Annotated in this window: 17 protein-coding genes and 1 tRNA gene; 9 read left to right on the forward strand and 9 right to left on the reverse strand. The window is 64.7% G+C overall.

The window, feature by feature from the left end; genetic code table 11:
• Positions 1 to 30 precede the first annotated feature (30 nt).
• On the forward strand, positions 31 to 1011 hold the full coding sequence (locus tag X268_RS28790) for a helix-turn-helix transcriptional regulator (RefSeq protein WP_128928066.1): 981 nt from the start codon (positions 31 to 33) through the stop codon (positions 1009 to 1011).
• A gap of 138 nt (positions 1012 to 1149) precedes the next feature.
• Positions 1150 to 1392: a hypothetical protein gene (locus tag X268_RS28795; RefSeq protein ID WP_128928067.1), complete on the forward strand. Its 243-nt coding sequence runs from the start codon at positions 1150 to 1152 to the stop codon at positions 1390 to 1392.
• A 56-nt stretch (positions 1393 to 1448) separates the two neighbouring features.
• Here X268_RS28795 and X268_RS28800 read toward each other — a convergent pair whose 3' ends face one another.
• The 4 genes from X268_RS28800 to X268_RS28815 all read right to left on the reverse strand — a co-directional run bounded on the left by X268_RS28800 (position 1449) and on the right by X268_RS28815 (position 5911).
• Positions 1449 to 2681, reverse strand: coding sequence for an EAL domain-containing response regulator (locus tag X268_RS28800; RefSeq protein ID WP_128928068.1), 1233 nt, complete (start codon positions 2679 to 2681; stop codon positions 1449 to 1451).
• Between the two features lie 259 nt (positions 2682 to 2940).
• Complete coding sequence (locus tag X268_RS28805; protein WP_128928069.1) at positions 2941 to 3906, reverse strand: fatty acid desaturase; 966 nt, start codon at positions 3904 to 3906, stop codon at positions 2941 to 2943.
• A gap of 41 nt (positions 3907 to 3947) precedes the next feature.
• Positions 3948 to 4964, reverse strand: a complete 1017-nt coding sequence (locus X268_RS28810; RefSeq protein WP_128928070.1) for an alpha/beta fold hydrolase — start codon at positions 4962 to 4964, stop codon at positions 3948 to 3950.
• Between the two features lie 143 nt (positions 4965 to 5107).
• Entirely contained in the window at positions 5108 to 5911 is an 804-nt protein-coding gene (locus X268_RS28815; RefSeq protein WP_128928071.1) for an MBL fold metallo-hydrolase, read from the reverse strand.
• A 176-nt stretch (positions 5912 to 6087) separates the two neighbouring features.
• Between X268_RS28815 and X268_RS28820 the strand changes: the two genes are divergently transcribed.
• Positions 6088 to 7290: an MFS transporter gene (locus X268_RS28820; protein ID WP_128928072.1), complete on the forward strand. Its 1203-nt coding sequence runs from the start codon at positions 6088 to 6090 to the stop codon at positions 7288 to 7290.
• A 76-nt stretch (positions 7291 to 7366) separates the two neighbouring features.
• Here the strand turns inward: X268_RS28820 and X268_RS28825 are convergent, their stop codons facing one another.
• Positions 7367 to 8980, reverse strand: coding sequence for an acyl-CoA synthetase (locus tag X268_RS28825; RefSeq protein WP_128928073.1), 1614 nt, complete (start codon positions 8978 to 8980; stop codon positions 7367 to 7369).
• 209 nt (positions 8981 to 9189) lie between these two features.
• On the opposite strand from X268_RS28825, the gene X268_RS28830 reads away from it, so the two are divergent.
• From X268_RS28830 to X268_RS28845, 4 genes are all read left to right on the forward strand, one after another.
• The gene (locus X268_RS28830; protein WP_128928074.1) at positions 9190 to 10395 is read left to right on the forward strand and encodes an ABC transporter substrate-binding protein; all 1206 of its coding nucleotides are present in this window, start codon (positions 9190 to 9192) and stop codon (positions 10393 to 10395) included.
• Positions 10396 to 10639: 244 nt separating this feature from the next.
• Positions 10640 to 11707, forward strand: coding sequence for an HlyD family secretion protein (locus tag X268_RS28835; RefSeq protein ID WP_128928075.1), 1068 nt, complete (start codon positions 10640 to 10642; stop codon positions 11705 to 11707).
• Positions 11704 to 14475, forward strand: coding sequence for a ribosome-associated ATPase/putative transporter RbbA (gene rbbA, locus X268_RS28840; protein ID WP_164937976.1), 2772 nt, complete (start codon positions 11704 to 11706; stop codon positions 14473 to 14475). The genes X268_RS28835 and rbbA overlap by 4 nt, the downstream gene beginning before the upstream one ends.
• A gap of 2 nt (positions 14476 to 14477) precedes the next feature.
• Positions 14478 to 15590, forward strand: coding sequence for an ABC transporter permease (locus X268_RS28845; protein WP_128928077.1), 1113 nt, complete (start codon positions 14478 to 14480; stop codon positions 15588 to 15590).
• A 16-nt stretch (positions 15591 to 15606) separates the two neighbouring features.
• Here the strand turns inward: X268_RS28845 and X268_RS28850 are convergent, their stop codons facing one another.
• The 3 genes from X268_RS28850 to X268_RS28860 all read right to left on the reverse strand — a co-directional run bounded on the left by X268_RS28850 (position 15607) and on the right by X268_RS28860 (position 20724).
• Entirely contained in the window at positions 15607 to 16095 is a 489-nt protein-coding gene (locus X268_RS28850) for a DUF2059 domain-containing protein (RefSeq protein WP_128928078.1), read from the reverse strand.
• A 46-nt stretch (positions 16096 to 16141) separates the two neighbouring features.
• Positions 16142 to 17359: an OpgC domain-containing protein gene (locus X268_RS28855; protein ID WP_128928079.1), complete on the reverse strand. Its 1218-nt coding sequence runs from the start codon at positions 17357 to 17359 to the stop codon at positions 16142 to 16144.
• A gap of 311 nt (positions 17360 to 17670) precedes the next feature.
• The gene (locus X268_RS28860; RefSeq protein ID WP_128929420.1) at positions 17671 to 20724 is read right to left on the reverse strand and encodes an ATP-binding protein; all 3054 of its coding nucleotides are present in this window, start codon (positions 20722 to 20724) and stop codon (positions 17671 to 17673) included.
• A 281-nt stretch (positions 20725 to 21005) separates the two neighbouring features.
• Between X268_RS28860 and X268_RS28865 the strand changes: the two genes are divergently transcribed.
• A complete protein-coding gene (locus X268_RS28865) occupies positions 21006 to 21497 on the forward strand; it encodes a hypothetical protein (RefSeq protein ID WP_128928080.1) in 492 nt (163 codons plus the stop codon).
• A 159-nt stretch (positions 21498 to 21656) separates the two neighbouring features.
• On the opposite strand, the gene X268_RS28870 is transcribed toward X268_RS28865, so the two are convergent.
• Positions 21657 to 21733: transfer RNA gene (locus X268_RS28870), tRNA-Met, on the reverse strand.
• A gap of 371 nt (positions 21734 to 22104) precedes the next feature.
• On the opposite strand from X268_RS28870, the gene X268_RS28875 reads away from it, so the two are divergent.
• Complete coding sequence (locus X268_RS28875) at positions 22105 to 23481, forward strand: coniferyl aldehyde dehydrogenase (RefSeq protein WP_430648431.1); 1377 nt, start codon at positions 22105 to 22107, stop codon at positions 23479 to 23481.
• The last annotated feature ends 97 nt before the right edge of the window (positions 23482 to 23578 follow it).

Raw genomic sequence — 23578 nt, forward strand, 5'->3', positions numbered from 1 at the left:
CATCCTGTGTCAGGTATGGTTTAAGGGCGCATGCGCGCGAGCCGGATGCTGTCGATCCTCACCACTCTCCAGGCCAGGGGGCAGGTCACCGCGCCCGAGCTCGCGGAGGCCTGCGAGGTCTCGGTGCGCACGATCTATCGCGATATCGATGCGCTCGCGGCCTCCGGCGTTCCTGTTTATGCTGACCGCGGCGCGGAGGGTGGCTATCGCCTGCTCGACGGCTATCGCGTGCGGCTCAACGGGCTGTCGGAGACCGAGGCCGGGGCACTGTTCCTCGCGGGGCTGCCGGGCCCCGCCGCGGCGCTCGGGCTCGATGCGGCGATGATCGCCGCCCAGAACAAGCTGATGGCGGCGCTGCCCGCCCATCTGCGCCAGGATGCCAGCCGGATGCAGGAGCGCTTTCACCTGGATGCGCCGGGCTGGTTCGGCGAGGCGGAAGAGCCGAAGCATCTGCGCACGATTGCCGGCGCGCTGCTGCGCGGCACGCTGATCAGGATCCGTTACCAGAGCTGGCGCGCGGAGAAGCAGCGCCGCCTCGCGCCGCTCGGGCTCGTGCTGAAGGGCGGCAGCTGGTATCTCGCGGGGCAGGTCGACGGCAACGTGCGCACCTATCGCGTCGCTCGCGTGCTCGACTGCACGGCGCTCGACGACCGCTTCGATCGGCCTGCCGATTTCGATCTCGCCGCCTATTGGCAGACCGCGACACTTCGCCTTGAGGCGGAGATGCATCCGAATGTCGCAGTCGTGCGGCTGTCGCCGTTCGGCGTCAAGTTGCTCGACGCGCTGAGCCAGCCCTACGTCAAGACGCGCACGCTATTGGAAGAGACCGCCGATGCCGACGGCTGGCGCACTGCGCGCGTGCCGGTCGGCAGGACATCCTGGCACGCCGCGGCCGAATTGTTGCGGCTCCGCCCCGAGGCCGAAGTGCTGGAGCCCGCCGATCTGCGCGACAAAATGGCCGAGATGACGCAAGCCATGGCTAAGCGCTATTGCGCGGTGCGAAAAGCCTGACCGCGGCACATTTTGCCGCAAGCCCACGAAACAATCCTGAAACACGATTCTCCACCTCGCCTGTGAACGCGATCGCATCTCGTCTCGACCGAGATGTAGGGACGCAACAATGGCCCTAGCGCCAAATGGAGAATGAAGATGTTTCGTAAGCTTGCTCTTGGTCTGATCGCCGCCGGCTCGCTCGGCGTTGCCGCTCTCGCCCCCACCGCCGCTTCGGCTCACGGTTTCCATCACTGGGGTCATGGCTGGGGCCCGGGTTGGGGCTATGGCGGCATCTACGTCAACACCGGCGTCAGCAATTGCTACCAGGAACGCCTGGTCCAGACCCGTCACGGCCTGCGCGTGCGCGTCGTGAACGTCTGCGCCTACGGGATCTACTGAGCCCTTCTGCATCGATTGGCGCAACCCCGGCCGCTCAGCGACCGGGGTTCGTCGTCTCAGCTTGCGAGAGCCGTCGGCGCCGCGGAAGCGGCCTGCTCGTCCGCAAGAGCATTGCGCTCGGAGATCCATCGTTCGGCGCGCGAGCAACGCAGCGACGGAGCAAACAGGAAGCCCTGGGCGACGTCGCAACCGATCCGGCGGATGATGTCGAGCGCTTGAGGACTTTCGATGCCCTCGGCCACGACCTTCATATTGAACGCCTTCGCTAGCGCCACGGAGGCATCGACGATCTTCATCATGTCGTCGTCGGATTCGCAGCCCTTGACGAAGGACTGGTCGATCTTCAGTTCGCTGAACGGCAGCCGCGCCAGGGCCGCCAGCGACGAATAGCCGGTGCCGAAATCATCGATCGCCGTTCCGATCTTCTTGATCCGCAGCCGCACCAGGATGTCGTTGGCGCGTTCGACGTCGGCCATCGCCGAGGTTTCGGTGATCTCCACGGTCAGCGACGTCGGCGAGATGTTTTCGCGGCGCAGGATCTCCTCGATCCGGTCGGGCAGGGTCAGATCCGACATCAGCGAGCCCGAGATGTTGACCGCGATGGTGAAGCCGGGATTGCGCTCGATCAGCTTGCGGCCCTGCGACATCGCCGATGACAGGATGCAATCAGTCACCTCGCGCATGAGGCCGGCCTGCTCCGCGACCGGAATGAAGACCACGGGCGAGACCATGCCGAATTCGGCGGTGCGCCAGCGTGCGAGCGCCTCGGCGCCGACGACCCTTCCGGTCTCGAGCGCGATCTTCGGCTGAAATTCCACGAAGAATTCGCGGTCGGCGAGGCCGCGCATGATCCGCTCTGGCGTGATCCGAAATTGCGGTGAGATGGATGTTGCCGCCAGCGGCGCGCGCTGCGGCAATTCGAGCGCGCTGCGCAAGCGGTTCAGATCGAGCGGCTTGGTCAGGCATCCGCCGATCGGCAGCTTCAACCCGTTCGCGACCCTGCGTGTGGCCTTCATGATGCGCTGATCGCAGCCGCTGATGATCACGATCGACATTGCGCGGAGGCCCCGCTCGGCGACAAAGCGCAGCAGCTCCACGCCGTCCCGCTCGCCGAGCGACAGGTCGAGCGCCATGACCTCGAAGGCCTCGCGCGACAGAAGCTCGGTTGCGGCCTCATAGGAAGATGCAACGACCGTCTCATAGCCGAGCTTCGCCCCGATCTTGCCGATTAGAACGCGCTGCACCAGATCGTCGTCGACCACCAGAAGCCGGCCTCGCGTCGCACTCATCACCAATCTCTCCAGACCTCTTCGGCGTTGATGGCTGCAACGCTTAGAGCAGCGGCCTCGCTTGGTTATGAATACAAGACGGCTAAAACTTTCCCGATCGGTAAGGATTCCTTAGGTACGTTTTCACAGTGCTCAAGTGATTGATTTTGAGGGAATTCCCGCAACGCGCGAGCGGGACGGTACCGCAATGCTCCGCGCCGTGCGCAAGCGCAATGAACACGTCGTAAAGCTTGCTATCGGAAGCCGGCAAACGGAGCCTTCACCGGCGCGCGTTGACTTGGCTGGCCTGCCGCTCTCGGCGAAACCAGGCCCAGGTCTGGCGGGTCGTCCTGATGTAGCCGCGGCCGCGATGGACGATCTCGCCGTCGACGATCTCGTTCAGCTTCGGCAGCGCGTGAAAGGGAATCGAGGGATAGGCGTGGTGCTCGACATGGTAGGGCATGTTCCACGCGATCCATTTGACGATCGCCGCAGTGTAGGTGGTTCGGGTGTTTTGGAACGCGCTGCGGGTGCGCTCGCAACCGGTGTGCTCGGCATAGAGATAGGGCCGCAGGAAGAACTGCCCGATGATAAGCGGGACGATCCAGACCCACAGCAGCAGCGCTGACGAGAACCACAGCGAGAGTGCAAGCAGCAGGGCATAGAGCGAGGCATAGACACGCGCCTCTCGCACGATAACGGCGCGCTTGCTGTCGGGGATCCAGGGCACGGTGACCTTGCCGGTGACCGCATGACCGAGCATCAGCCGGAGGCGACCGGCGACCTGGAGCAGGCCGCTATAAGCGAGCGCCAGCTGCGTGTCGGATGTCGGCTTCACCCCGACGATCAGCTCGGGATCCCTGGCCGGATCCTGGGTGTAGCGGTGATGGTCCCAGTGAAACAGGCAGTAATATTCGTAAGGCAATCCGATGATGAAGGCCGAGAGATGGCCCACGGCGAGATTGAGGCCGCGGCTCCTGAACGCGGTCTTGTGCGCGGTCTCGTGCACCGCCATGAACAGGAAGGCGACGACATAGCCCTGCAGCGCCATCAACGGCAACGCCCAGAGCACGTCCCACGTCGAGGACACTCTCCAGATCAGCGCGCCGCCCAGCACGATTATGCCGTAATGGCCGAGGCTTTGCATGCTGCCCCTAAGGTTGGAGCGCATCGACAATTCCCGCAGCATGGCCGGGCTCAGCGGCTTCAGGCGATGGCCGGGCTCGGAAACGGTCGCGTCAGTCATGTTCGATTGCCTGTGTTGCTTGGCGAGGTCACTTGTCGAGGTCACTTGGCGAGGAGCGCCGCGATCTCGGCCTTGATGAAGGCTTTGTCGCGCGGATTGCCGACGGGGTTGCCGGCGCGATGGCCGTGCAGCGACGGGATCGGATGCAGCACGGCCGATGTCGCGTTCACCAGCCGGCCGAGCTCGTCCTCGTTGTCGCGAACGTCGAAATAGCGATCGGTCGCGCCCGGCATCAGCAGCATATGGGCCTTGATCGCGGCCAGCGCGCGATCGAAATCGCCTGCGAAGGTCGTACAGCGGCTGATATCGCCGTTCTGCCAGATGCCGATCTGCGCCAAGAGATCATCGGCGTCGCGCCGGGCAAACGTCGCGTCCCAGGTGCGGACGAGATAATCCTCCAGCGAGGTGAAGCCGGCCTCGCGCCAGAGCTCGTCGCGATAGAAGCCGTGCGACATCGCCCAGCCGGCATAGACGCGCCCCATGGCGCGATAGCCGGCGACCGGCTTCTCGGCGAAGCGGCCGTCGCGGAAGGCGGGATCGGCGGTCAGCGCGGCCTTCACGCTTTCGAGGAAGACGTAATTGTAGGGCGCGCAATGCGCGCTGCCGCAGACCACCGCAGCGCGCGCCACCATATCGGGATGCAGCGCTGCCCAGTGATAGGCCTGCATGCCGCCCATCGACCAGCCATAGACGAGCGCCAGCTTCGAAATGCCGAAGCGCTCGGTGAGGAGTCGGTGCTGGACCGCAATGGCATCGTGATAGGTCACTTCGGGGAACGGCGGCGCGGTATTCGAGGGCGAGGACGACAGGCCGTTGCCGAACAGGTTCGGGATGATGATGAAGTAACGCGTGGGATCGAGCACGCCGTCGGGCCCGATCAGCCATTCGGTGTCGGTGTGCTGCGCACTGAACGAGGTCGGATAGAAGATGACGTTGTCCCTGGCCGGGCTCAACGTGCCATAGGTCTTGTAGGCGAGCTTCATCGAGGGAAAGACGGCCCCGGACTGCAGCGTGACGTCGCCGGCCTCGAAAATCTCGTAATCCCGCTGCGCCGTCATGCGTCCAACTCCCGCTCGCGCGGCCGCCGAGGGCCGCGGCTGCACGATGCATCGATCATGCCGGACCCGCAGCTGCGCCGTTGCAGCTATAACATAACTGTACATATAGTACAGTTATTAGAAACCGGCAAGATAAATCCGGCTCAGGCGATGGCCGCCAGATAACGCGCAACCGACGCCGCGAAGGCGGCCTTGGCGTCGCTGGCAATGTTGCGCCCCCACCACGCGCCATAGATGCGATCGAAGGCGAGCGGCTCGACGGCGGCCGCGATCCGCCGCACCGCCGCGGCGTTGAGCGGCATGTAGTTGGGATAGGAGTACATGAAGCTGACGAAGCGGCGGTCCATCGTCACCTGTGCGATGTCGCCAGCGAGCAGCGCACCCCTGCCCCCGGCACTCCGCGCCGAATGCAGCATGGTGGCACCGGCGAAGTGACCGCCGGTGCGCAGCACCAGCAGATCGTCGGAGATGCGGTGACTTTCGCCGGTCCAGTGCACGATCGAGGAATGCGGCCGCGTGACGAAAGCGCGATCGTCGGCATGCAGATAGACCGGCACGCCGCCGAAAGTATCGCTCCAGTCGGCGGCCGCGCCGTAATAGTGCGGATGCGAAATCGCAATCGCCTTCAATCCGCCGAGTGCTGCGACATATTGGATGGCGTCATCGGTTGCCAGCGGAATGCAATCCCACATGACGCAGCCGTCGCTTTGAGGCACCAGCAACGCGCGCTGGCCGATGGCGAAGCTCGGCTCCAGGCCGATGCCGGTGAGGCCGAGATCGTCGCGTCCCACCAGTCGGTGCGCCCGCGCAAGCTCTTCGCGCGTGAGAAAGCTCTGCCCTTTCCAGTTCACGAACTGCCGCTCGTCCTCGCAGATCACGCAGGAGACGGGCGGATTTCCGCCGTTCGGGAATTGCGCGCCGCAGGTTTCGCAGGTCCAGAAAGGCATGGCTCGGGCTCCCGGGGAAAGATCGCAAGATGACATTGCGAACGAGCCGTCGGCAAGGCCGACGAGCCGCAGGGCTCGGCTGGAACTAACGCGGCGAGCGCCCGTTACGTTCAGGTCGACGCCTAAACGAATGACCCAAGGGATCACGACACACGAAAGAGCATGTTCGAGTTTCGATGACATCGCGGTCCCCTTCCCCATCCCGCCTCTGGCCCCTTTTCGCGCTCAACTTCTTCATGGCCGACATGCAGTCGGGCATCGGTCCGTTCGTCGGCGTCTTCCTGCAGGAGCGCGGCTGGGTGACCGGGCTGATCGGCACGACGATGACGATCGGCAATGTCGCGGGCATGCTGATCACGACGCCGATCGGCGGCTTCATCGATTCCAGCCGTAACAAGCGGCTATGGGTCGTCATTCCCGGCATCTGCGTCGTTCTCGCCTCCGCGATCATCCTGATCTCGCAGAATTTCTGGGCCGTGACTTTCTCGCAAGTCGCGCAGTCGCTGGCGAGCGCCGCCATCGTGCCGGCGGTGACGGGCATCACGCTCGGCATCGCCAAGCAGAAGGGCTTCAACGCCCTGAACGGCCGCAATCAGGCCTTCAACCACGCCGGCAACATGGTCGGTGCGGCGTTGTCGGGCTATCTCGGCTACAAATACGGCTATGTCGCTGTGTTCGTGCTGGCGGCCGTGTTCGGCGCCATCGCGATCGCCTGCGTGATGATGATCCCCGCCAAGGCCATCGACGACCATGCTGCGCGCGGCAGCAAGGAAGACGATTCCAAGGCTCCGCCGGACGCGATGACGATGCTACTCAAGCACAAGGCGCTGCTGGTGCTGGCGTTGGCGCTCGCGGTATTTCATCTCGGCAATGCGGCGATCGTTCCGCTCTACGGACTTGCGGCTGTCGCCGAAGGACAGGCCAACGGCCCGAGCTTCGTCGCGACCACCGTGGTGATCGCGCAGGGCGTGATGATCGTGACCTCGCTGATCGCGATGAAGGCCGCGAGCAAGCGCAATTACTGGCCGATCATCCTGGTGTCCTTCATGTTCCTGCCCGTTCGTGGCGTGCTCGCCTTCTTCGTCACGGGATGGTGGGGGGTGGTGCCGATGCAGGTGCTCGACGGCATCGGCACCGGGCTGCAGACGGTCGCCGTTCCCGGCATGGTCGCACGCGCGCTCAACGGCACCGGCCGCATCAATCTCGGCCAGGGCGCCGTGATCACGGTCCAGGGCGTCGGCGCCAGCCTCAGCCCCGCGATCGGCGGCTGGATCGCGCAATGGATCGGCTACGGGCCGACCTTCCTGCTGCTCGGCGGCTTCGGCCTCGCCTCGATGGCGCTTTGGCTGGCCTTCGGGGCGGCGGTGAAGAAGTACTGAGTCGCCGCGCCGTACGGCGGCCGCTGCGCAACGTGTCGCGCGCGACCCGTCAGGCTTTCATGAAAAGCGCTCCGTCTCAGGTGCCAAAGCTCTTCTGCACCGCCTTGTCCAGCGTCTCGCCGCCGACGAAGCGCTGGCGCAGCTCGCGCTTGAGCAGCTTGCCGCTCGGATTCTTCGGCAAGGCATCGACGAAGATGACGCGCTTGGGCACCTTGAAATGTGCCATCTGGCCGGCGCAGTGCTTGATGACGGCCTCCTCGTCCAGCGTCTCGCCGCTCTTGACCACGACGATGGCGGTCACCGCCTCGATCCAGCGCGGATCGGGCAGGCCGACCACGGCGACCTCGGAGACCCCCGGGATGCGATAGACCATCTCCTCGACCTCGCGGCTGGCGACGTTCTCGCCGCCGGTCTTGATCATGTCCTTGACGCGATCGACCACGGTGATGTGGCCCTCGTCGTCGATCGTGGCGAGATCGCCAGAGTGAAACCAGCCGCCCGCAAACGCCGCCGCGGTCTTGACGGGATCGTTGTAATAGCCGGAGAGCAGATGCGGCGAGCGGTGCACGATCTCGCCGACTTCGCCGACCTTGACGTCCTCCATCGCCGTATTGACCACGCGCGTCTCGACATTGAGCACGGGCTTGCCGGCCGAGCCTGCCTTGCGCAGCTGGTCCTCGGGACGCAGCACGGTCGCGAGCGGCGCGATCTCGGTCTGGCCGTAGAAGTTCCAGAATCTTACATTCGGCAAGCGGCGCTGCAGTTCTAGCAATACTTCCACCGGCATGATCGAGGCGCCGTAATAGCCTTTCTGCAGCGTCGCCAGATCGGTCTTGTCGAAATTCGGCGAGCGCAGCATCGCGATCCAGATCGTCGGCGGTGCAAAGAAGGACGTGATCTTGTGCGCCTGGATCAGCGCCAGAATGTTGTCGGCCGTGGGCTTGCCGGTGATGACGCCGGAGGCGCCGAGATAGATCTGCGGCCCCAGGAACACGTCCAGCTGGGCGCAGTGATAGAGCGGCAGGGCGTGGAGCAACTTGTCCTCCACGTTCATGCCGCCATCGATGATGCAGCTGACATACTGCCACATCACGGCTTCATGGGTCAGCATCGCGCCCTTGGGCAGCGATTCTGTGCCTGAGGTGTAGACGATCTGCGCGAGATCGCGGCTGTCGACCGACACCTCCAGAAACGAGCCGTCGGCATGAAGCAGATCGTCGAAGGTGGTGAGGCCCACGGGCGCCGTGGCTGGATCCTCCCCCGGCAGCCAGATCATCTTCTCGACTGCGCAATCCTTGGCGCTCGCGGCCTTCGCCGGCTCGACGAAATCGGGGCCGGTCGCGAGCAGCTTGGCGCCCGAACTCCTGAGGATGAAATTGATCTCGTCTGGGTTGAGCATGAAATTGATCGGCACCAGCACCGCCCCGATCCGCGCCACCGCAAAACGCAGCGCCGCAAACGCATGCGAGTTGCGCGAGAGCACCGCGAGGCGATCACCCTTCTTGACGCCGAGACCGAGCAGGCCGCGGCCGAGCCGGTTGCAGATCGCATCCATCTCGGCAAAGGTCCAGCTCATGCTGCCGCAGCTCACCGCGAGCTTGCTCGGCTCGCGGCCCGCCGACCGGCGTAGGAGATCGCCGATGGAATGCTCGCGGGCTTTCGAGATGGTAGCTGTGGTGTCGCAGGTCATTTCCGTCCCCCGAATTGGTAATCTGCCGGAAAGCCGCGGAGCATTGGCCAGGCCGTTGCCTTTGCGGGCTTCCGATGTTTGCGCAAAAGCTAGTCGGGGCGATGGGCCGCGTCAATTCGGCTCGCATGCGCGACGTCGTTACGCAAGAATTGCCGATGCGCCGAGGCAATCTGAACCGGCGCATCAATTAGAAAATTCGAGGAAATACCATGTGCCGGATTATTATGCGTGCCGCCTTCGCGGCCGGGCTCGCATCGCTCGCCATCAATCCATCCCTCGCCCAGCAGGCGCCGCTCAAGATCGGGGTGCTCTCCGACTTCTCCTCCGTCTATTCCGACATTGGCGGCATGGGGAATGTCGAGGCCACCAAAATGGCGATCGAGGATTTCGGCGGTCAGATGTTCGGCAAGCCGATCGAGATGGTCTCGGCCGACGTGCTCAACAAGCCCGACGTCGCCTCCACCATCGCACGCAAATGGTGGGAGACCGAAGGCGTCGACATGATCATCGATCTGCCGACGTCGGCGACCGCGCTTGCGGTGATGGAGCTGTCGAAGCAGTACGAGAAAGTCATGATCGTGACGGATGCGGCGAGCTCCGACATCACCGGCAAATCGTGCTCGCCCTATACGGCGCACTGGACCTACGACACCTACGCCAACGCGCACACAGTGGGCAGCGCCATCGTCAAGAACGGCGGCGACACCTGGTTCTTCCTCACCGCCGACTACGTGTTCGGCCATTCGGTCGAACGCGATACCGGTGATGTCGTCAAGGCCGCGGGCGGCAAGGTGCTGGGCAGCGTCAAGCATCCGCTCAATACGGCGGATTTCTCCTCGTTCCTGCTCCAGGCCCAGGCGTCCAAGGCCAAGATCATCGGCCTCGCCAACGGCGGCGGCGACACCATCAATGCGATCAAGCAGGCCGGCGAGTTCGGTATCGTCGCCGGCGGCCAGAACCTGGCCGCGATCGTGATGTTCATCTCCGACGTGCACAGCCTGGGCTTGAAGCTCGCGCAAGGCCTGATCATTACTGAAGCCTATTACTGGGATCTCAACGACAAGACCCGCGGCTTCGGCAAGCGCTTCATGGAGCGCGTCAAGCGCATGCCGACGATGAACCAGGCGGCGACGTACAGCGCAACACTGCATTACCTCAAGGCGGTGCAGGCCGCCGGCACCCGCGACACCAAGACGGTGATGGCGAAGATGCGCGAGCTGCCGGTGCGCGACGCCTTCACCGACAACGGCGTGCTGCGCGAGGACGGCCGCATGGTGCACAGCATGTTCCTGTTCCAGGTCAAGAAGCCGGAGGAATCGAAGGGGCCGTGGGATTACTACAAGCTGCTCGCCGAGGTGCCTGCCGACCAGGCGTTCCGCCCGCTGAAAGATGGCGGCTGCCCGCTTGTGAAGTGAGACGGCCCTGATCGCGCCAACAGCAATCGGTTCAGCAAGCCTCGCTCGTCCGCCTGACCAATCAGGGCGGACGAGCGGCGACAGATGGCCCAAAATAGCGGCAGGACCGCTTCGCGCCGCCGTCTGATCTGCATCAAGTTGCGGTGCAAAATTTCGCTGCAATGTTGCGACCGTCCCTTCCGCGCGATCAGCGGCGGGGGCGTACGTCTCAACAGTGGACGCCGCCGCACGGCGTGATGAACAGATGAACTTTACACCCGGTCGGGTCGTCGCCGCGATCGCCATTCTGCTCGCGGGTGGCGGCTATTACTATTGGCAGCACCGCGATTCCAACCCGCTGCCGGCAGGCTTCGCCCGCGGCAACGGCCGCATCGAAGCGGTCGAGATCGACATCGCGACCAAGACGCCGGGACGGATTGGCGAGATCCTGGTCAACGAAGGCGATTTCGTCCGCGCCGGTCAGATTCTGGCCCGAATGGACACCGAGCAATTGCAGGCCCAGCGCCGCCAGGCCGACGCGCAGCTTCAGCGCGCAACGATCAACGTGGAGACAGCCAAGAGCCTGGTGAACCAGCGCGAAGCCGAACGCAAGGCCGCCGAAGCCGTCGTCGACCAGCGCATGGCCCAGCTCGACACCACGAGTCGCAAGCTCGATCGGTCCGAGCAGCTGATCAAGACCAGCGCGGTGTCGCAGCAGGTGCTGGACGACGATCGCTCCGCCAACGCCACGGCAAAGGCGGCACTCGCCGCGTCCCAGGCCCAGGTCGCGGCATCGGAAGCCGCGATCAGTTCCTCCCGCGCCATGGTGATCGACGCCGGCGCCGCAGTCGACGCCGCCAAGGCCGCGATCGAAAGCATCAATGCCGACCTCAATGACAGCGTGCTGAAGGCGCCGCGCGACGGCCGCGTTCAGTATCGCGTGTCGCAGCCCGGCGAGGTGCTCGCCGCCGGAGGCCGCGTTCTCAACATGGTCGACCTCGGTGACGTCTACATGACGTTCTTCCTGCCGACAGCGGCGGCCGGCCGCGTCGCGATCGGCGCCGAGGTCCGGCTCGTGCTGGACGCCATCCCGCAATATGTGATCCCTGCCAAGGCCACTTTCGTCGCCGACGTCGCGCAGTTCACGCCCAAGACCGTCGAGACCGAGGAGGAACGCCAGAAGTTGATGTTCCGTGTCAAGGCGCATATCGCGCCCGATCTGCTGCGCCAGCACATCGAGCAAGTGAAGACAGGCCTGCCCGGCATGGCCTATGTGCAGCTCGATCCGGCCGCGCAATGGCCCGACAACCTCAAGATCAAGCTGACGAGATGAGCACGACGGCCGCAGCCGAGCCAGCTGCCGCGCGCGGCAGCGTGGTGCGCCTCGAGGACGTGGGCCTGAGCTACGGCAAGACCCGCGCACTGGATGCGATCACGCTCGACCTGCCATCCGGCTGCATGGTCGGACTGATCGGCCCCGACGGCGTCGGCAAATCGAGCCTGCTCTCGCTGATCGCCGGTGCGCGTGCGATCCAGCAGGGACGCGTCTACGTGCTCGGCGGCGACATGGCCAGTTCGCGGCACCGCCGGAACGTATGCCCTGATATCGCCTACCTGCCGCAGGGGCTCGGCAAGAATCTCTATCCGACGCTGTCGGTGTTCGAGAATATCGACTTCTTCGGCCGCCTGTTCGGACACGACAGGGCCGAACGGAACAGGCGGATCGCCGGCCTGCTGCGCGACACCGGACTGACGCCCTTCGCCGACCGGCCGGCGGCAAATCTCTCCGGCGGCATGAAGCAGAAAGTCGGCCTGTGCTGCGCCCTGATCCACGATCCCGAGCTCTTGATCCTGGACGAGCCGACCACCGGCGTCGATCCGCTGTCTCGCCGTCAGTTCTGGGAATTGATAACTTCGATCCGCGACAGCCGGCCGGGCATGAGCGTGATCGTCTCGACCGCCTATATGGAAGAGGCCGCGCAGTTCGACTTCCTGATCGCGATGAATGCCGGCCGCGTGCTGGCGACCGGAACGCCCGCCGAACTCAAGCGGCAGACCGGAGCCGAGACGCTCGACGAGGCCTTCATCCGCCTCTTGCCCGATGCGGATCGTAGCAACCATGCCGACGTCGTCATCCCCCCGCGCGCCGAGGACCATGACGAGATCGCGATCGAGGCCGATCATCTCACCCGGCGGTTCAACGGTTTCGTGGCCGTCGACGACGTCAGCTTCCGCATCAGGAAGGGGGAGATCTTCGGCTTTCTCGGCTCGAACGGATGCGGCAAGACAACGACCATGAAGATGCTCACCGGCCTCCTGCCGGTGAGCGAAGGCACTGCGCGGCTATTCGGCAACACCATCGATGCCGGCGACATGTCGGTGCGGCGGCGCATCGGCTACATGTCGCAGGGCTTCTCGCTCTATTCGGAGCTCACGGTCGTGCAAAATCTCAACCTGCATGCGCGGCTGTTCGAGCTGCCGGCCGAAGCCATCGCCCCGCGCATCGACGAGATGATCGCCCGATTCGAGCTTGCCGACGTCGCCGACGCGCTGCCCGATGCGCTGCCGCTCGGCCTGCGGCAGCGATTGTCGCTGGCGGTCGCCATGATCCATGCGCCCGACATCCTCATCCTCGACGAGCCGACCTCCGGCGTCGATCCGATCGCGCGCGACCACTTCTGGCAGATCCTCGCCGAGCTCTCCCGCAAGGACAACGTCACCATCTTCGTCTCAACCCATTTCATGAACGAGGCCGAGCGCTGCGACCGGGTCTCGCTGATGCATGCCGGCAAGGTGCTGACCTCGGACACGCCCGCGGCGATCGTGGCTGCGCGCGGCACCACGACGCTGGAGCAGGCCTTCATCGCCTGCCTGGAAGAGGCGATCGCCGACACCCCGGATGCCGCCGGCCAGCCGACGGCCGCACCGGCCATGCCGGCGGAGGGGACGGCGGCGCCGCGCAAGCGCGGCATGACGTTCAACCCGACCCGCATGCTCGCTTATTCGCGCCGCGAGGCGCTCGAGCTGCGGCGCGATCCGATCCGCGCCACGCTCGCGATCCTCGGCAGCGTGCTGCTGCTGTTCGTGCTCGGCTACGGCATCAGCATGGACGTCGAGAACCTGACCTTCGCCGTGCTCGACCGCGACGACAGCGCGATCAGCCGCGACTACAGCCTTCAGATCGCAGGCTCGCGCTATTTCGCAGAGAAATCCCCGATCATCGACTATGCCGATCTCGACCGCCGCATGCGCGCCGGCGAGATCGGCCTCGCCATCGAGCTGCCGCCGGGCTTCGGCCGCGACGTCAGCCGCGGCCGCCATGTCGAGGTCGGCGCCTGGGTCGACGGCGCCAATCCGACACGGGCCGAAACGCTGCGCTCCTACGCGCAGGCGATCCACGCCTCCTGGCTCGCGCAAAAGGGCCGCGAGCTCTACGGCGAGGCGGCGATCGCCGGCGCCTTCCAGCTCCAGCTGCGCTACCGCTACAATCCCGATGTCATCAGCGTCGTCGCCATGGCGCCCGGCATCATCCCGCTGCTACTGGTCATGATTCCGGCCGTGCTCGCCGCCCTCGCAGTCGTGCGCGAGAAGGAGCTCGGCTCGATCGTCAATTTCTACGTGACGCCGGTGACGCGGCTGGAATTCCTGCTCGGCACGCAGCTGCCCTATGTCGTGCTGGCCTTCGGCAACTTCCTCCTCCTGGTCGCCTTTGCCCTCGCAGTCTTCCGGGTCCCCTTCACCGGGAGCTTTCCGACCTACGCTCTTGCGGCACTGCTCTACGTCACGGCGACGACCGGCATGGGGCTGGTGATCTCGGCGTTCATGAACAGCCAGATCGCGGCCTTGTTCGGCACTGTCCTGGTCACGCTGATTCCGGCCATCCAGTATTCCGGACTGATCGACCCTGTTTCATCGCTCCAGGGACTTGGTGCCCTGATCGGGCGGATCTACCCCACCACCTATTTCGTCACGATCTCGCGCGGCACCTTCTCAAAGGGCCTGGGGTTCGACACCCTCCACAACGATCTCTTGGCGCTCGCCATCATGGTGCCGGTCCTGGTGATTGCCGGTTCGATGCTGCTGAAGAAACAGGCCCGCTGACCATGCGCTTCGACAACGTATTTCAGCTCGGCATCAAGGAACTGCGCGGTCTCGTCCGCGACCCGATGCTGCTCGTGCTGATCGTGTATTCCTTCACGCTGGCCGTCTATGCCGGCGCCAGGGCGCTGCCGGAAACGTTGAACCGCGCCGCGATAGCGGTCGTCGACGAAGACCATTCGCCGATCTCGACCCGCATCGAGATGGCGTTCACGACGCCCTATTTCTCCGAGCCGCGCCTGATCTCGCAATACGAGATGGACCGGAGGATGGACGCCGGCCTCGACACTTTCGCGCTGGACGTCCCGCCCGACTTCCAGCGTGACCTGCTGGCGCGCAAATCGCCCACGATCCAGCTCAACGTCGATGCGACGCGCATCTCGCAGGCATTCAACGGCGGCGGCTATGTCGAGCAGATCGTCAGCGCGGAAATAGCCGAATTCCTGGCGCACACGCGGGGTGCCCAGACCGTGCCGATCGAGCTGGCGCTGCGGGCACGATTCAATCCGGAGCTGAAGAAATCCTGGTTCGGCGCCATCGACCACGTGATCACCTCGATCACGATGCTCTCGATCATCCTGACCGGCGCGGCGCTGATCCGCGAGCGCGAGCATGGCACGATCGAGCACCTCCTGGTGATGCCGGTCACGCCGCTGGAGATCATGGTGAGCAAGGTCTGGTCGATGGGAGCCGTGGTGCTGGTCGCCTCCGCGCTGTCGATCGCCTTTGTCGTCAAGGGATGGCTCGAGGTCACGATCGACGGCTCGCTCGCACTGTTCCTCGTGGGCGCCGCGCTGCAGCTGTTTGCCACCACCAGCATGGGCATCTTTCTTGCGACCGTCGCCGGATCGATGCCGCAGTTCGGCATGCTCCTGATCATGATCCTGCTGCCGCTGCAGACCCTGTCGGGCAGCATGACGCCGCGGGAGAGCATGCCGCAATTCGTCCAGGACATCATGCTGGCGGCGCCCAACACGCATTTCGTGATGCTGGCCCAGGCGATCCTGTTCCGCGGCGCGGGCCTCGAGGCGGTGTGGCTGCAGCTGGTCGCGCTCGCCGTGATCGGCGGCGTCTTCTTCGTGATTGCCCAGCGCCGGTTCCGCGCGTTCCTGGCCTGAGCCGCGCGCTACGCTTTCAGAGCTTGTGGCCCTTCTGGCGCAGCGCCTCGATCAGGCGCTGCTTCAGCTCGTCGGCCGCCTTCTGGCTGACCTCCTGGCCGATTTGCGCGCTGGCCTGTGCCAGCGCGTCCGACTTCTCCAGGAACTTCTTGCCCGTGGGCTGGGCATAGAACGCCTCGATCTGACGCAGCTCGTCCAGACTGAAGTTCTGGGCATAGAGCGCCGCGATCTGGTCGATCAGCGATGCCAGCAACGGGGCGTAGATCTCGGCGCCGGGCGCCGTCATCGCGTCGTAGTCGCGCTCGATCTCCGGCCGGTCCTGCGCGACCACGGGTCGGAGCCTGAGCAGGAGCTGTGGCAGCTGCGCGCGATACTGGTTCGCGATCCCCAGGGTGAGAACGAGCTTGCGGGATGCGGTCATCGCCTCGGGCGCGGGTGCTTGCGCGGAGGCGCCGCAGACCATGAGCAGGAGGACGCCGGCGATCGTCAATACACGTCTGGACATGGATCTCTCCGTTGGACTTCTCGACGAGACTACCGGCCGGCGACGCTCAATGCGCCGCGCGCGCCGCGGCGGGGGCCGTCGCCGGCGCGCTGTCCGGGACCGCCTCCTGCTCCTCGACCTCGGTCACCTTCACGAACAGTTCCGGCACGCGCTCGGCGCGGTCGAGCAGCCAGGCCGCACCGATCATGATGACGATGCCGAGGGCAGAGACGGCAAGCTGCTCCCAGATTCCCCTGGTGTACTGCGTCAGGATCCAGTGCGCCGAGAATGACAGGAAGACGCCGAGGCAGAAGATCGGCAGCGAATGCTGGCCGCAGAGGATGATCGGGCGCAGCCAGATCCCATGCAGCGCCCGCCATTTGCGCGAGAGGAAGTGCGTGACCCAGATCGCCAATGCGAGGAAATGCGTCAGGCGCAACATGTCGAGGTTGGTCTTGTCGATCGGATAGATCGCCTTGATCATCCATTTCGGGATCAGCGCCTCGAGCGCATGGACGTGCCAGGTCATCACGATGAGAAAGGCGAAGACGAGCCAGGCCGCCGCCAAGACCATCGTTGTCTTCGACCAGACCCATCTAGCAATGGTGTCGACCTGGCCGATGCCGCACCAGGCCGCGAACACGAACATCAGCTGCCAGCAGAACGGGTTGAAATACCATTTCGTGCCGGGCGGATAGGAGGCGATGTTCCAGTCGAACCAGCGCGACAGGACGTAGAGCAGGATAGAGCCGGCAAGCGTCAGGTTCGGCCGGCGCACCAGGCACCACACGACGACGGGCGAGGCGACCACCAGCGCGATGTAGAGCGGCAGCACGTCGAGGTTCACCGGCTTGTATTTCAGCACGATCGCCTGCCCGATCAGTTCGTCCGGATGCGCCAGGAAATTGAACACGTTGAACTCGTGCGCGTACATCGGATTGTCGAAGCGGCGCACGGTCCGCGCGATCTGCGCCGTGAACAGCAGGAACAGCATGATGTGGGCGACATATAGTTCAGCCGCGCGCCGCCACAGCCGCTTGGCGGCCGCGAGAAACCAGCCGCCGGCGATGACGGGCCCGTAGATCCAGCCGACCAGGTAGCCCGAGATGAACACGAAGAATTCGGCGGCGTCGCTGAAGCCGTAATTGCGCAAGGTCAGCCAGGCCACGACGTCCTGCGGGATGTGGTCGAGGAAGATCATCCACAGGCCGACTCCACGGAAGAGATCGAGCCGCAGGTCGCGCTCGACCGGCGACAACAGAGCTGACTGGTCCCGGGCAATCATGGCCCCGCCTCTCTCGCTGGGCGTCGCGCCATCGCGGCGCCGTCAAATCGGATGCTAAAAAACAATCATCAAAAGTCACTTCGCCTTGCGGCTGGTACGAACGGTAGCCCAGCTTGGCCTGCGTGCAAGGGGCTCGTCATGGCGGCGAGCGGGGCGCACCCGACGGCCGCCGGGACGCGGCGCCTGATCAAAATATCGAAAAACAACCCCATGCACAGTAGCTAACTCATTGAGTTAATTGCGAGATTTATTTGAGATTCGGCCATCGATCGCCCTCGCGGCACCAGTCGACGGACCGGCCGGGCGCGGCGTCAGATCAACTCGCCGCCGCGCGCCAGCACTTCGTTCAGCATCGCCTCGGCCTTATGCTGCAGCGGCAGCGCGCCGCTTTCGGAGGCGATCGCGATCGCTGCGCGCAGGGACGCCAGGATAGCCGCCTTGTTGTCCTCGCCCGTAGCGGGCGTCACGACGGCTTCGCCGACCAGGGCCTCGGCCTCGAGGCCCGAAAACCCCTGCTGGCGGGCGGTATTGCGCGCCTCGCGCAGCATGTTCTGCGCCGCCGTCGCATCGCCGAGGCGCCATGTCGCGAGCGCGAGGTAGATCGAGCTGCGCAGCACAGCCGAGGTATAGCCAACCGCCCTCGCCTCCTCGCGCGCCTCCGTCAGTATGCCGCGCGCCCGGTCGAACAGCCCCTGCTCCAGATAGGCGATGCCGAGGTGGCAGGCGAGTACCGGCACGAACAGCCGGATGCCGTGCTTCTGCGCCAGTACGAAACCGTCTTCGAGAATGGCCGCGGCCGCCGCTGGGTCGCCCCGGCCGAGCTTCAGCCAGCCGCCGCTATAGGCGGCGGCGACGCGGTCGTAGGGACGCCCCGTCTCCTCGGCGATCGCCGCGGCCTGGTGCTGGAGCTGCTCGGCGGCCTCGAGCTCACCCATCACGGTGTGGGTGAAGCTCTTCATCATGCAGCAGAGGAGAAGGAGAGATCGTGGGGTGGTGCCGATCGGAGCGCTGGCTTGCGGCCCCTCCAACTGGGCCCAAGCCACGGCCAACGTACGCACTGCTTCGCGATAGCGGCCGGCAAGAAAATACGCCTGCCCGAGACCGTATCGCGCGAGATTGAGCCACCCCGCATTGCCCCACTCTTCCGCAAGGCGAACCACCTCTTCCGAAACTGCGACCGCTTCGACGGGCGCTCCGAAGAAGTTTTGTGCGCCGGCCCGGACCGTCATGGCGGCGACCTTGCGTCCGATGTCATCGATCGCCCCCGCCCGCCGCTCAGCCTCTTTTCCAAGATCCAGCCACTCGGTCACCTGGCCGGACGCGATGAACGCCGCACGCGCTTCCGTCCGCAAATCGATGGCTTCCATCTCCCGCAAAGGCGTCATCGGCGTCTTGTCGAGCGAGCTCATCGCGATCTCGAAATAGCTGGCCGCGTCCGAAAACGCCGAGCGGGTCAAGCATTTTCGTCCCGCGCTCCTGCCGTGGCTGAACGCCTTGAGCCAATCGCGGGCGCGCACCGCGTGATAGCACAGCGCGTCGGGCTCATCCGCGCCCGCCTCGTCGCTCTCCAGCCTCGCAAGAATGCGCGCGTGAATGTCTTCGCGCAATTTCTCGACCATCGAGTCATAGGTCACCTGACGGACCATCTCGTGCCGAAACTCGAGCACGTCCCCCAACTCGCTGTCGATCCTCACCAGCAATTCGGCGCGATCGAGCGCGGCAAGGCAATCCTGCAGGTTGTCCTCGGACAGATCGAGCAGCGTGCGCAGCACGGCAACGCTCGATCGCGGGCCGAGCGCAGCCGCGACCTGCAAGACGGACCGCTCCTGCCGCGACACGCGATCGAGCCGCGCGGCAATCACTCCCTGAATGCTCGAGGGAATGCCGAGTTCCTCGATCGGACGCATCAACGCCAGATCGCCCCATTGGCCGCGGAGCGTTCCGCTGTCCCGAAGCCCGCGGCAGACCTCCTCGATGAACAGAGGCACATTGGCCGTATGCGAAATGATCCGGTGCTTCAAATCGTCGTTCGCTGTGGAAGGACCGAGCATATCGGCCAACATGGCCAACCCCGAATCGTCGTCGAGGGGCTGAAGCGCAACGACCTCGGCGCGGCAGCGCGCGATCCATACCGGCATGCCGTTGGGCCGGGACGTGAGGAGCACGAGAAGGTTGGGCGCCTGAAGCGAAGCGATCGCGGCCACGACCGTATCGCTGGCCCGGTCGATCCAGTGCAGATCCTCGAGCAGCAGCACCGTTCGCTGGCGACGAGCAATGGTCTCGATGATAGCGCAGCTTACCTCGAGGATGGCTCGCCCCCGGGCGTGAGGCTCGAGCTGATTCCACTGCGGATTCGCAATCGGAATATCTAGCACGGCGTCGAGGGCGCAACGCTGAATCTCGTCCAGATCTTTCCGGGGATCTGAGGGACTGCCGGATTCCTTGGTGGCCGCCTCAAGGGCCGAGAGCAAGAGGCGCTTGAGCGTGCTGAACGGAGCCCCCTGGAGATTCGGGCTGCACTCGGCATCGATCAGGCGCCAGCCGTCGGACCTGAGCTCCTGGACAAACTCATGCGCGAGCCGCGACTTGCCGATGCCGGCATCGCCCAGCAGCAGAACTGTCTGCCTGCCCGTTCCGGCGCTCTCGACTGCACGGGCCAGTAATGCCCGCTCGGTGGTCCGATCGACAAACCGCGAGACGCTGCGCGCGCGCCGCACCCGCCAGCTCGACAGATCACTCGCTCCCACGATCCGGTAGACCGGTACGGATTGGTTGAAGCCGCGTAGCAGCTTCCCCCCCAGAAACTCGAATCGGACGTGCCCTTCGGCGAGCTCCTGGCAGGCCTTCGACACATAGATCTGATTTGCCTCGGCCGCGGCCTCCAGCCGGGCCGCCAGATGCTGGGCAGCCCCGCCGATCTCGTAGACCTTCGAAAACTCACTGGCGACCATGTAGGCAACGACATGGCCCGAGTGGAGGCCGACCCGGACCTGAAGTCCGGGGTCGCCGAGGCTGGCAACGCGTCGGACCAGCTCGATCGCCGCGTGGCAAGCCAGGGGTGCATGATTGTCGTCCGCGATCGGAGCACCGAACACCGCAGAGAGCCCGTCGCCCAATTCCTTGCTGACGATGCCTCCGAACTGACGCACCGCAGCCCTCATGGCAGCCAGCGCCGGCTCCAGGCGCGAGACTGCCTCCTCCGGATCGAGATCGGCAACAAGTTCGGTCGAGTCCACGACGTCGGCGCGGAGAATCGTCACGAACCGCCGTTCGCTGTCCGGTTCGGAGCGCCGCACGGCCATGCCGCATTTGGAGCACCAGCTATGGCCTGGGTCGATCGCCGACTGACACGCGGCACAATACATTTCCGTGCCTTCAAAAATAGCAGCACCGTCCTTCCGGCGCGCGCGAGGAGCCTGACGCAAGATTACCTATCGGACGATTCATGGCAATCGAACTTGCACGCAAGCGTGGCGGCATCGCCAGTCTGCATCTCTCTGGACGAAGCACAATTTCGAGTGATAGCGTTTGCGCGCGCGAGATGGGGCCGCGCATTCTAGGGGGCACCGGGGCTTCGTTCTAGCCAACGCACCTGCTGGGCTTGCACGTTTCCCTCATTGATTGGATTGGATCGAAGGACAAGGCGATGGGCGGCAGGACATATAGCGGTAAGGCATTTCGGGACTTGATGAACAGCAATTACTACCCCTTGGCGAACATGAAGAAGAGCGTGGCCAAGCTCAAGGCGTCGGACGACATCGACCTGCCGACCCTGGAATACGGTCAGTATCATCTGATTCTGACGCCGGCCTCGAAGTGGCCGCAGGGAAGCGCCAAGTACTGGCACAAGGAGAAGGGCCGGGCTCGTCTCGACCTCAGCACCCAGCCGAACACGGTCCCGCTGTCCAGGGACGAGCCCGGTGTCATCCCGCTGACGCGATGCGACCTGCTCGATGCGTGCGTCCGGAAGTGCTTCAACTCCGAACCGCCGATCCCGATGAAGACCAACATCATCGTCCACGCGCCGAACGACGCCTATGCCCACCGGCACGAGATCCGGTTGGAGTGGCAGTACAAGAAGGGCTCGGACAAGCCGACGCAGCTCAATCTGACGATGGTCTGTCCGTACAGGGACTGATCATCATCCTGCTCCCGCGGACACCTTGCAGCCGACGCAACTACAGCCTCGCACGCTGATCGCGGTGGTCGGAAAGGAGCGCTGCGACAGAACTTCCCAAAACAAAAATGGCCCGCATCAAGCGGGCCATTTTCGTCTCGGATCCGGTCAATCCGAATTTGGTTGCGGGGATAGGATTTGAACCTATGACCTTCAGGTTATGAGCCTGACGAGCTACCGGGCTGCTCCACCCCGCGTTAAACACTTGCTTTGCCTTCAGTTAAATCCCGGGGACGGTCGGTTGAGGCCTACGCGGTTCGCGCGGCTCTTCTGGTCCGTCCCAAAGGCTTCCTTGGAAGGCAATCCCGGGGCAAAGCCCGTCGGGTGCGGGGCGTATGTATCAAGGCAGGGTGGCTTTGGAAAGGGCTGCGGGAACGTTTTTTTCGACTTTATGACAGGGGAATCGACCAATTTCCGCGGCATTGCCTGCGCTCTTGCCAGAAGTTCCACAAAGGGCCAGCTTGCGGCAACAAGATTTGGGCTCAAAACGCGTGCCTGAGGGAGGAACGCCGTGGACAAATCCCTGACGAGCGCCCCGGTCGGAGCGCTGGAGGAGGCGTTCCACGCCATGGTCGCGCGGTCGCGGGACGAGCCGGCGCCCGGCTTGGCCGAGCGGCTCGACCGGCTGGCGCGGCTGCGCAGCGTCGTCGCCGACAACGAGGAGCGCTTCCGCCAGGCGATCTCGGCCGATTTCGGCCACCGGTCGGCGGTCGAGACCACCATCGCCGAGACCATGCTGCTGTTCTCCGAGATCCGGTATGCCACCAAGCACCTGAAGGCCTGGATGGCGCCGCAGCGGATCGCGACCGCGCTGCAATTCCTCCCCGCGCGCAACCGGCTGATGCCGCAGCCGCTCGGCGTCGTCGGCATTATCGCGCCGTGGAATTATCCGCTCCAGCTCACGCTCGCCCCCGCGATCGGCGCGCTCGCCGCCGGCAACCGCGTTCTCATCAAGCCGAGCGAGCTCACGCCGCATTTCGCAGGCCTGCTGAAGGAGACGGTCTCAGCGAGGTTCGATGCAACCGAGCTGCTCGTCACCGGCATCGAAGGCGAGATCGCAGAGTCCTTTGCGCGGCTGCCGTTCGATCACCTCGTGTTCACCGGCTCGACCCGGGTCGGGCGGCTGGTCGCGCAAGCCGCGGGGCGTAACCTGACGCCGGTCACGCTCGAGCTCGGCGGCAAGTCGCCAGCGATCATCGACGCCTCGGCCGACCTCGAGGAAGCCGCCGAGCGCATCGCTTACGGCAAGCTGCTCAATGCCGGGCAAACCTGCATCGCGCCCGACTACGTATTGGTGCCGGAGCCGTCGCTGCAGGCCTTCGCCGAGAAGGTGCGCACCCAGATGCGGCGGATGTTCGGCACGGACCCTTCGAACAAGGACTACACCTCGATCATTTCGGACCGGCACTATGCGCGGCTCGAAGGTCTCGTCGCCGATGCGGCGCAGCGCGGCGCAAAAATCCTGCAACCGGCGAAGGCGGACGATCCGAACTGGAAGGCGCACCGCAAATTTCCGCCGACGCTGATCGTCGGCGCAACCGAAGCAATGGCGGCGATGCAGGAGGAGATCTTCGGGCCTGTGCTGCCCGTTCTCGGCTATCGCCACCCCACTGATGCCATCGCCTTCATCAACCATCGCGACCGCCCGCTGGCGCTGTACTGGTTCGGCAAGGACGCTGCCGCGCGCGACGCGGTGCTGGCGCGCACCGTCTCCGGCGGCGTCACCGTCAACGACTGCCTGTTTCACTTCACGCAAATCACCCAGCCGATGGGCGGCGTCGGCGCCTCCGGCACCGGCGCCTATCACGGCGAATGGGGCTTTCGCACCTTCAGCAAGCTGAAGCCGGTGTTCTATCGCTCCAAGTTCAACCGCCTCGCCGATCTCTATCCGCCCTATGGCGGCAAGATCGCGCGGCTGGAGAAGCTGATGCGGTTCATGTCGTAGGAGCTCGTCATTCCGGGGCGCCTCGAAGAGGCGAGCTATGGTGCGCAATTGCGCACCTGAGAATCCATTTCGCACCGTTGATGCGGCTAAATGGATT

The sequence above is a fragment of the Bradyrhizobium guangxiense genome (assembly GCF_004114915.1).
GTDB lineage: Bacteria > Pseudomonadota > Alphaproteobacteria > Rhizobiales > Xanthobacteraceae > Bradyrhizobium > Bradyrhizobium guangxiense.

What these genes read in the sequence shown, in the direction of transcription:
- X268_RS28790 (WP_128928066.1), top strand. Translation starts at nt 31, where the DNA reads ATGCGCGCGAGCCGGATGCTGTCGATCCTCACCACTCTCCAGGCCAGG.
- X268_RS28795 (WP_128928067.1), top strand. Translation starts at nt 1,150, where the DNA reads ATGTTTCGTAAGCTTGCTCTTGGTCTGATCGCCGCCGGCTCGCTCGGC.
- X268_RS28800 (WP_128928068.1), bottom strand. Translation starts at nt 2,681, where the DNA reads ATGAGTGCGACGCGAGGCCGGCTTCTGGTGGTCGACGACGATCTGGTG.
- X268_RS28805 (WP_128928069.1), bottom strand. Translation starts at nt 3,906, where the DNA reads ATGACTGACGCGACCGTTTCCGAGCCCGGCCATCGCCTGAAGCCGCTG.
- X268_RS28810 (WP_128928070.1), bottom strand. Translation starts at nt 4,964, where the DNA reads ATGACGGCGCAGCGGGATTACGAGATTTTCGAGGCCGGCGACGTCACG.
- X268_RS28815 (WP_128928071.1), bottom strand. Translation starts at nt 5,911, where the DNA reads ATGCCTTTCTGGACCTGCGAAACCTGCGGCGCGCAATTCCCGAACGGC.
- X268_RS28820 (WP_128928072.1), top strand. Translation starts at nt 6,088, where the DNA reads ATGACATCGCGGTCCCCTTCCCCATCCCGCCTCTGGCCCCTTTTCGCG.
- X268_RS28825 (WP_128928073.1), bottom strand. Translation starts at nt 8,980, where the DNA reads ATGACCTGCGACACCACAGCTACCATCTCGAAAGCCCGCGAGCATTCC.
- X268_RS28830 (WP_128928074.1), top strand. Translation starts at nt 9,190, where the DNA reads ATGTGCCGGATTATTATGCGTGCCGCCTTCGCGGCCGGGCTCGCATCG.
- X268_RS28835 (WP_128928075.1), top strand. Translation starts at nt 10,640, where the DNA reads ATGAACTTTACACCCGGTCGGGTCGTCGCCGCGATCGCCATTCTGCTC.
- rbbA (WP_164937976.1), top strand. Translation starts at nt 11,704, where the DNA reads ATGAGCACGACGGCCGCAGCCGAGCCAGCTGCCGCGCGCGGCAGCGTG.
- X268_RS28845 (WP_128928077.1), top strand. Translation starts at nt 14,478, where the DNA reads ATGCGCTTCGACAACGTATTTCAGCTCGGCATCAAGGAACTGCGCGGT.
- X268_RS28850 (WP_128928078.1), bottom strand. Translation starts at nt 16,095, where the DNA reads ATGTCCAGACGTGTATTGACGATCGCCGGCGTCCTCCTGCTCATGGTC.
- X268_RS28855 (WP_128928079.1), bottom strand. Translation starts at nt 17,359, where the DNA reads ATGATTGCCCGGGACCAGTCAGCTCTGTTGTCGCCGGTCGAGCGCGAC.
- X268_RS28860 (WP_128929420.1), bottom strand. Translation starts at nt 20,724, where the DNA reads ATGTATTGTGCCGCGTGTCAGTCGGCGATCGACCCAGGCCATAGCTGG.
- X268_RS28865 (WP_128928080.1), top strand. Translation starts at nt 21,006, where the DNA reads ATGGGCGGCAGGACATATAGCGGTAAGGCATTTCGGGACTTGATGAAC.
- X268_RS28875 (WP_430648431.1), top strand. Translation starts at nt 22,105, where the DNA reads ATGGTCGCGCGGTCGCGGGACGAGCCGGCGCCCGGCTTGGCCGAGCGG.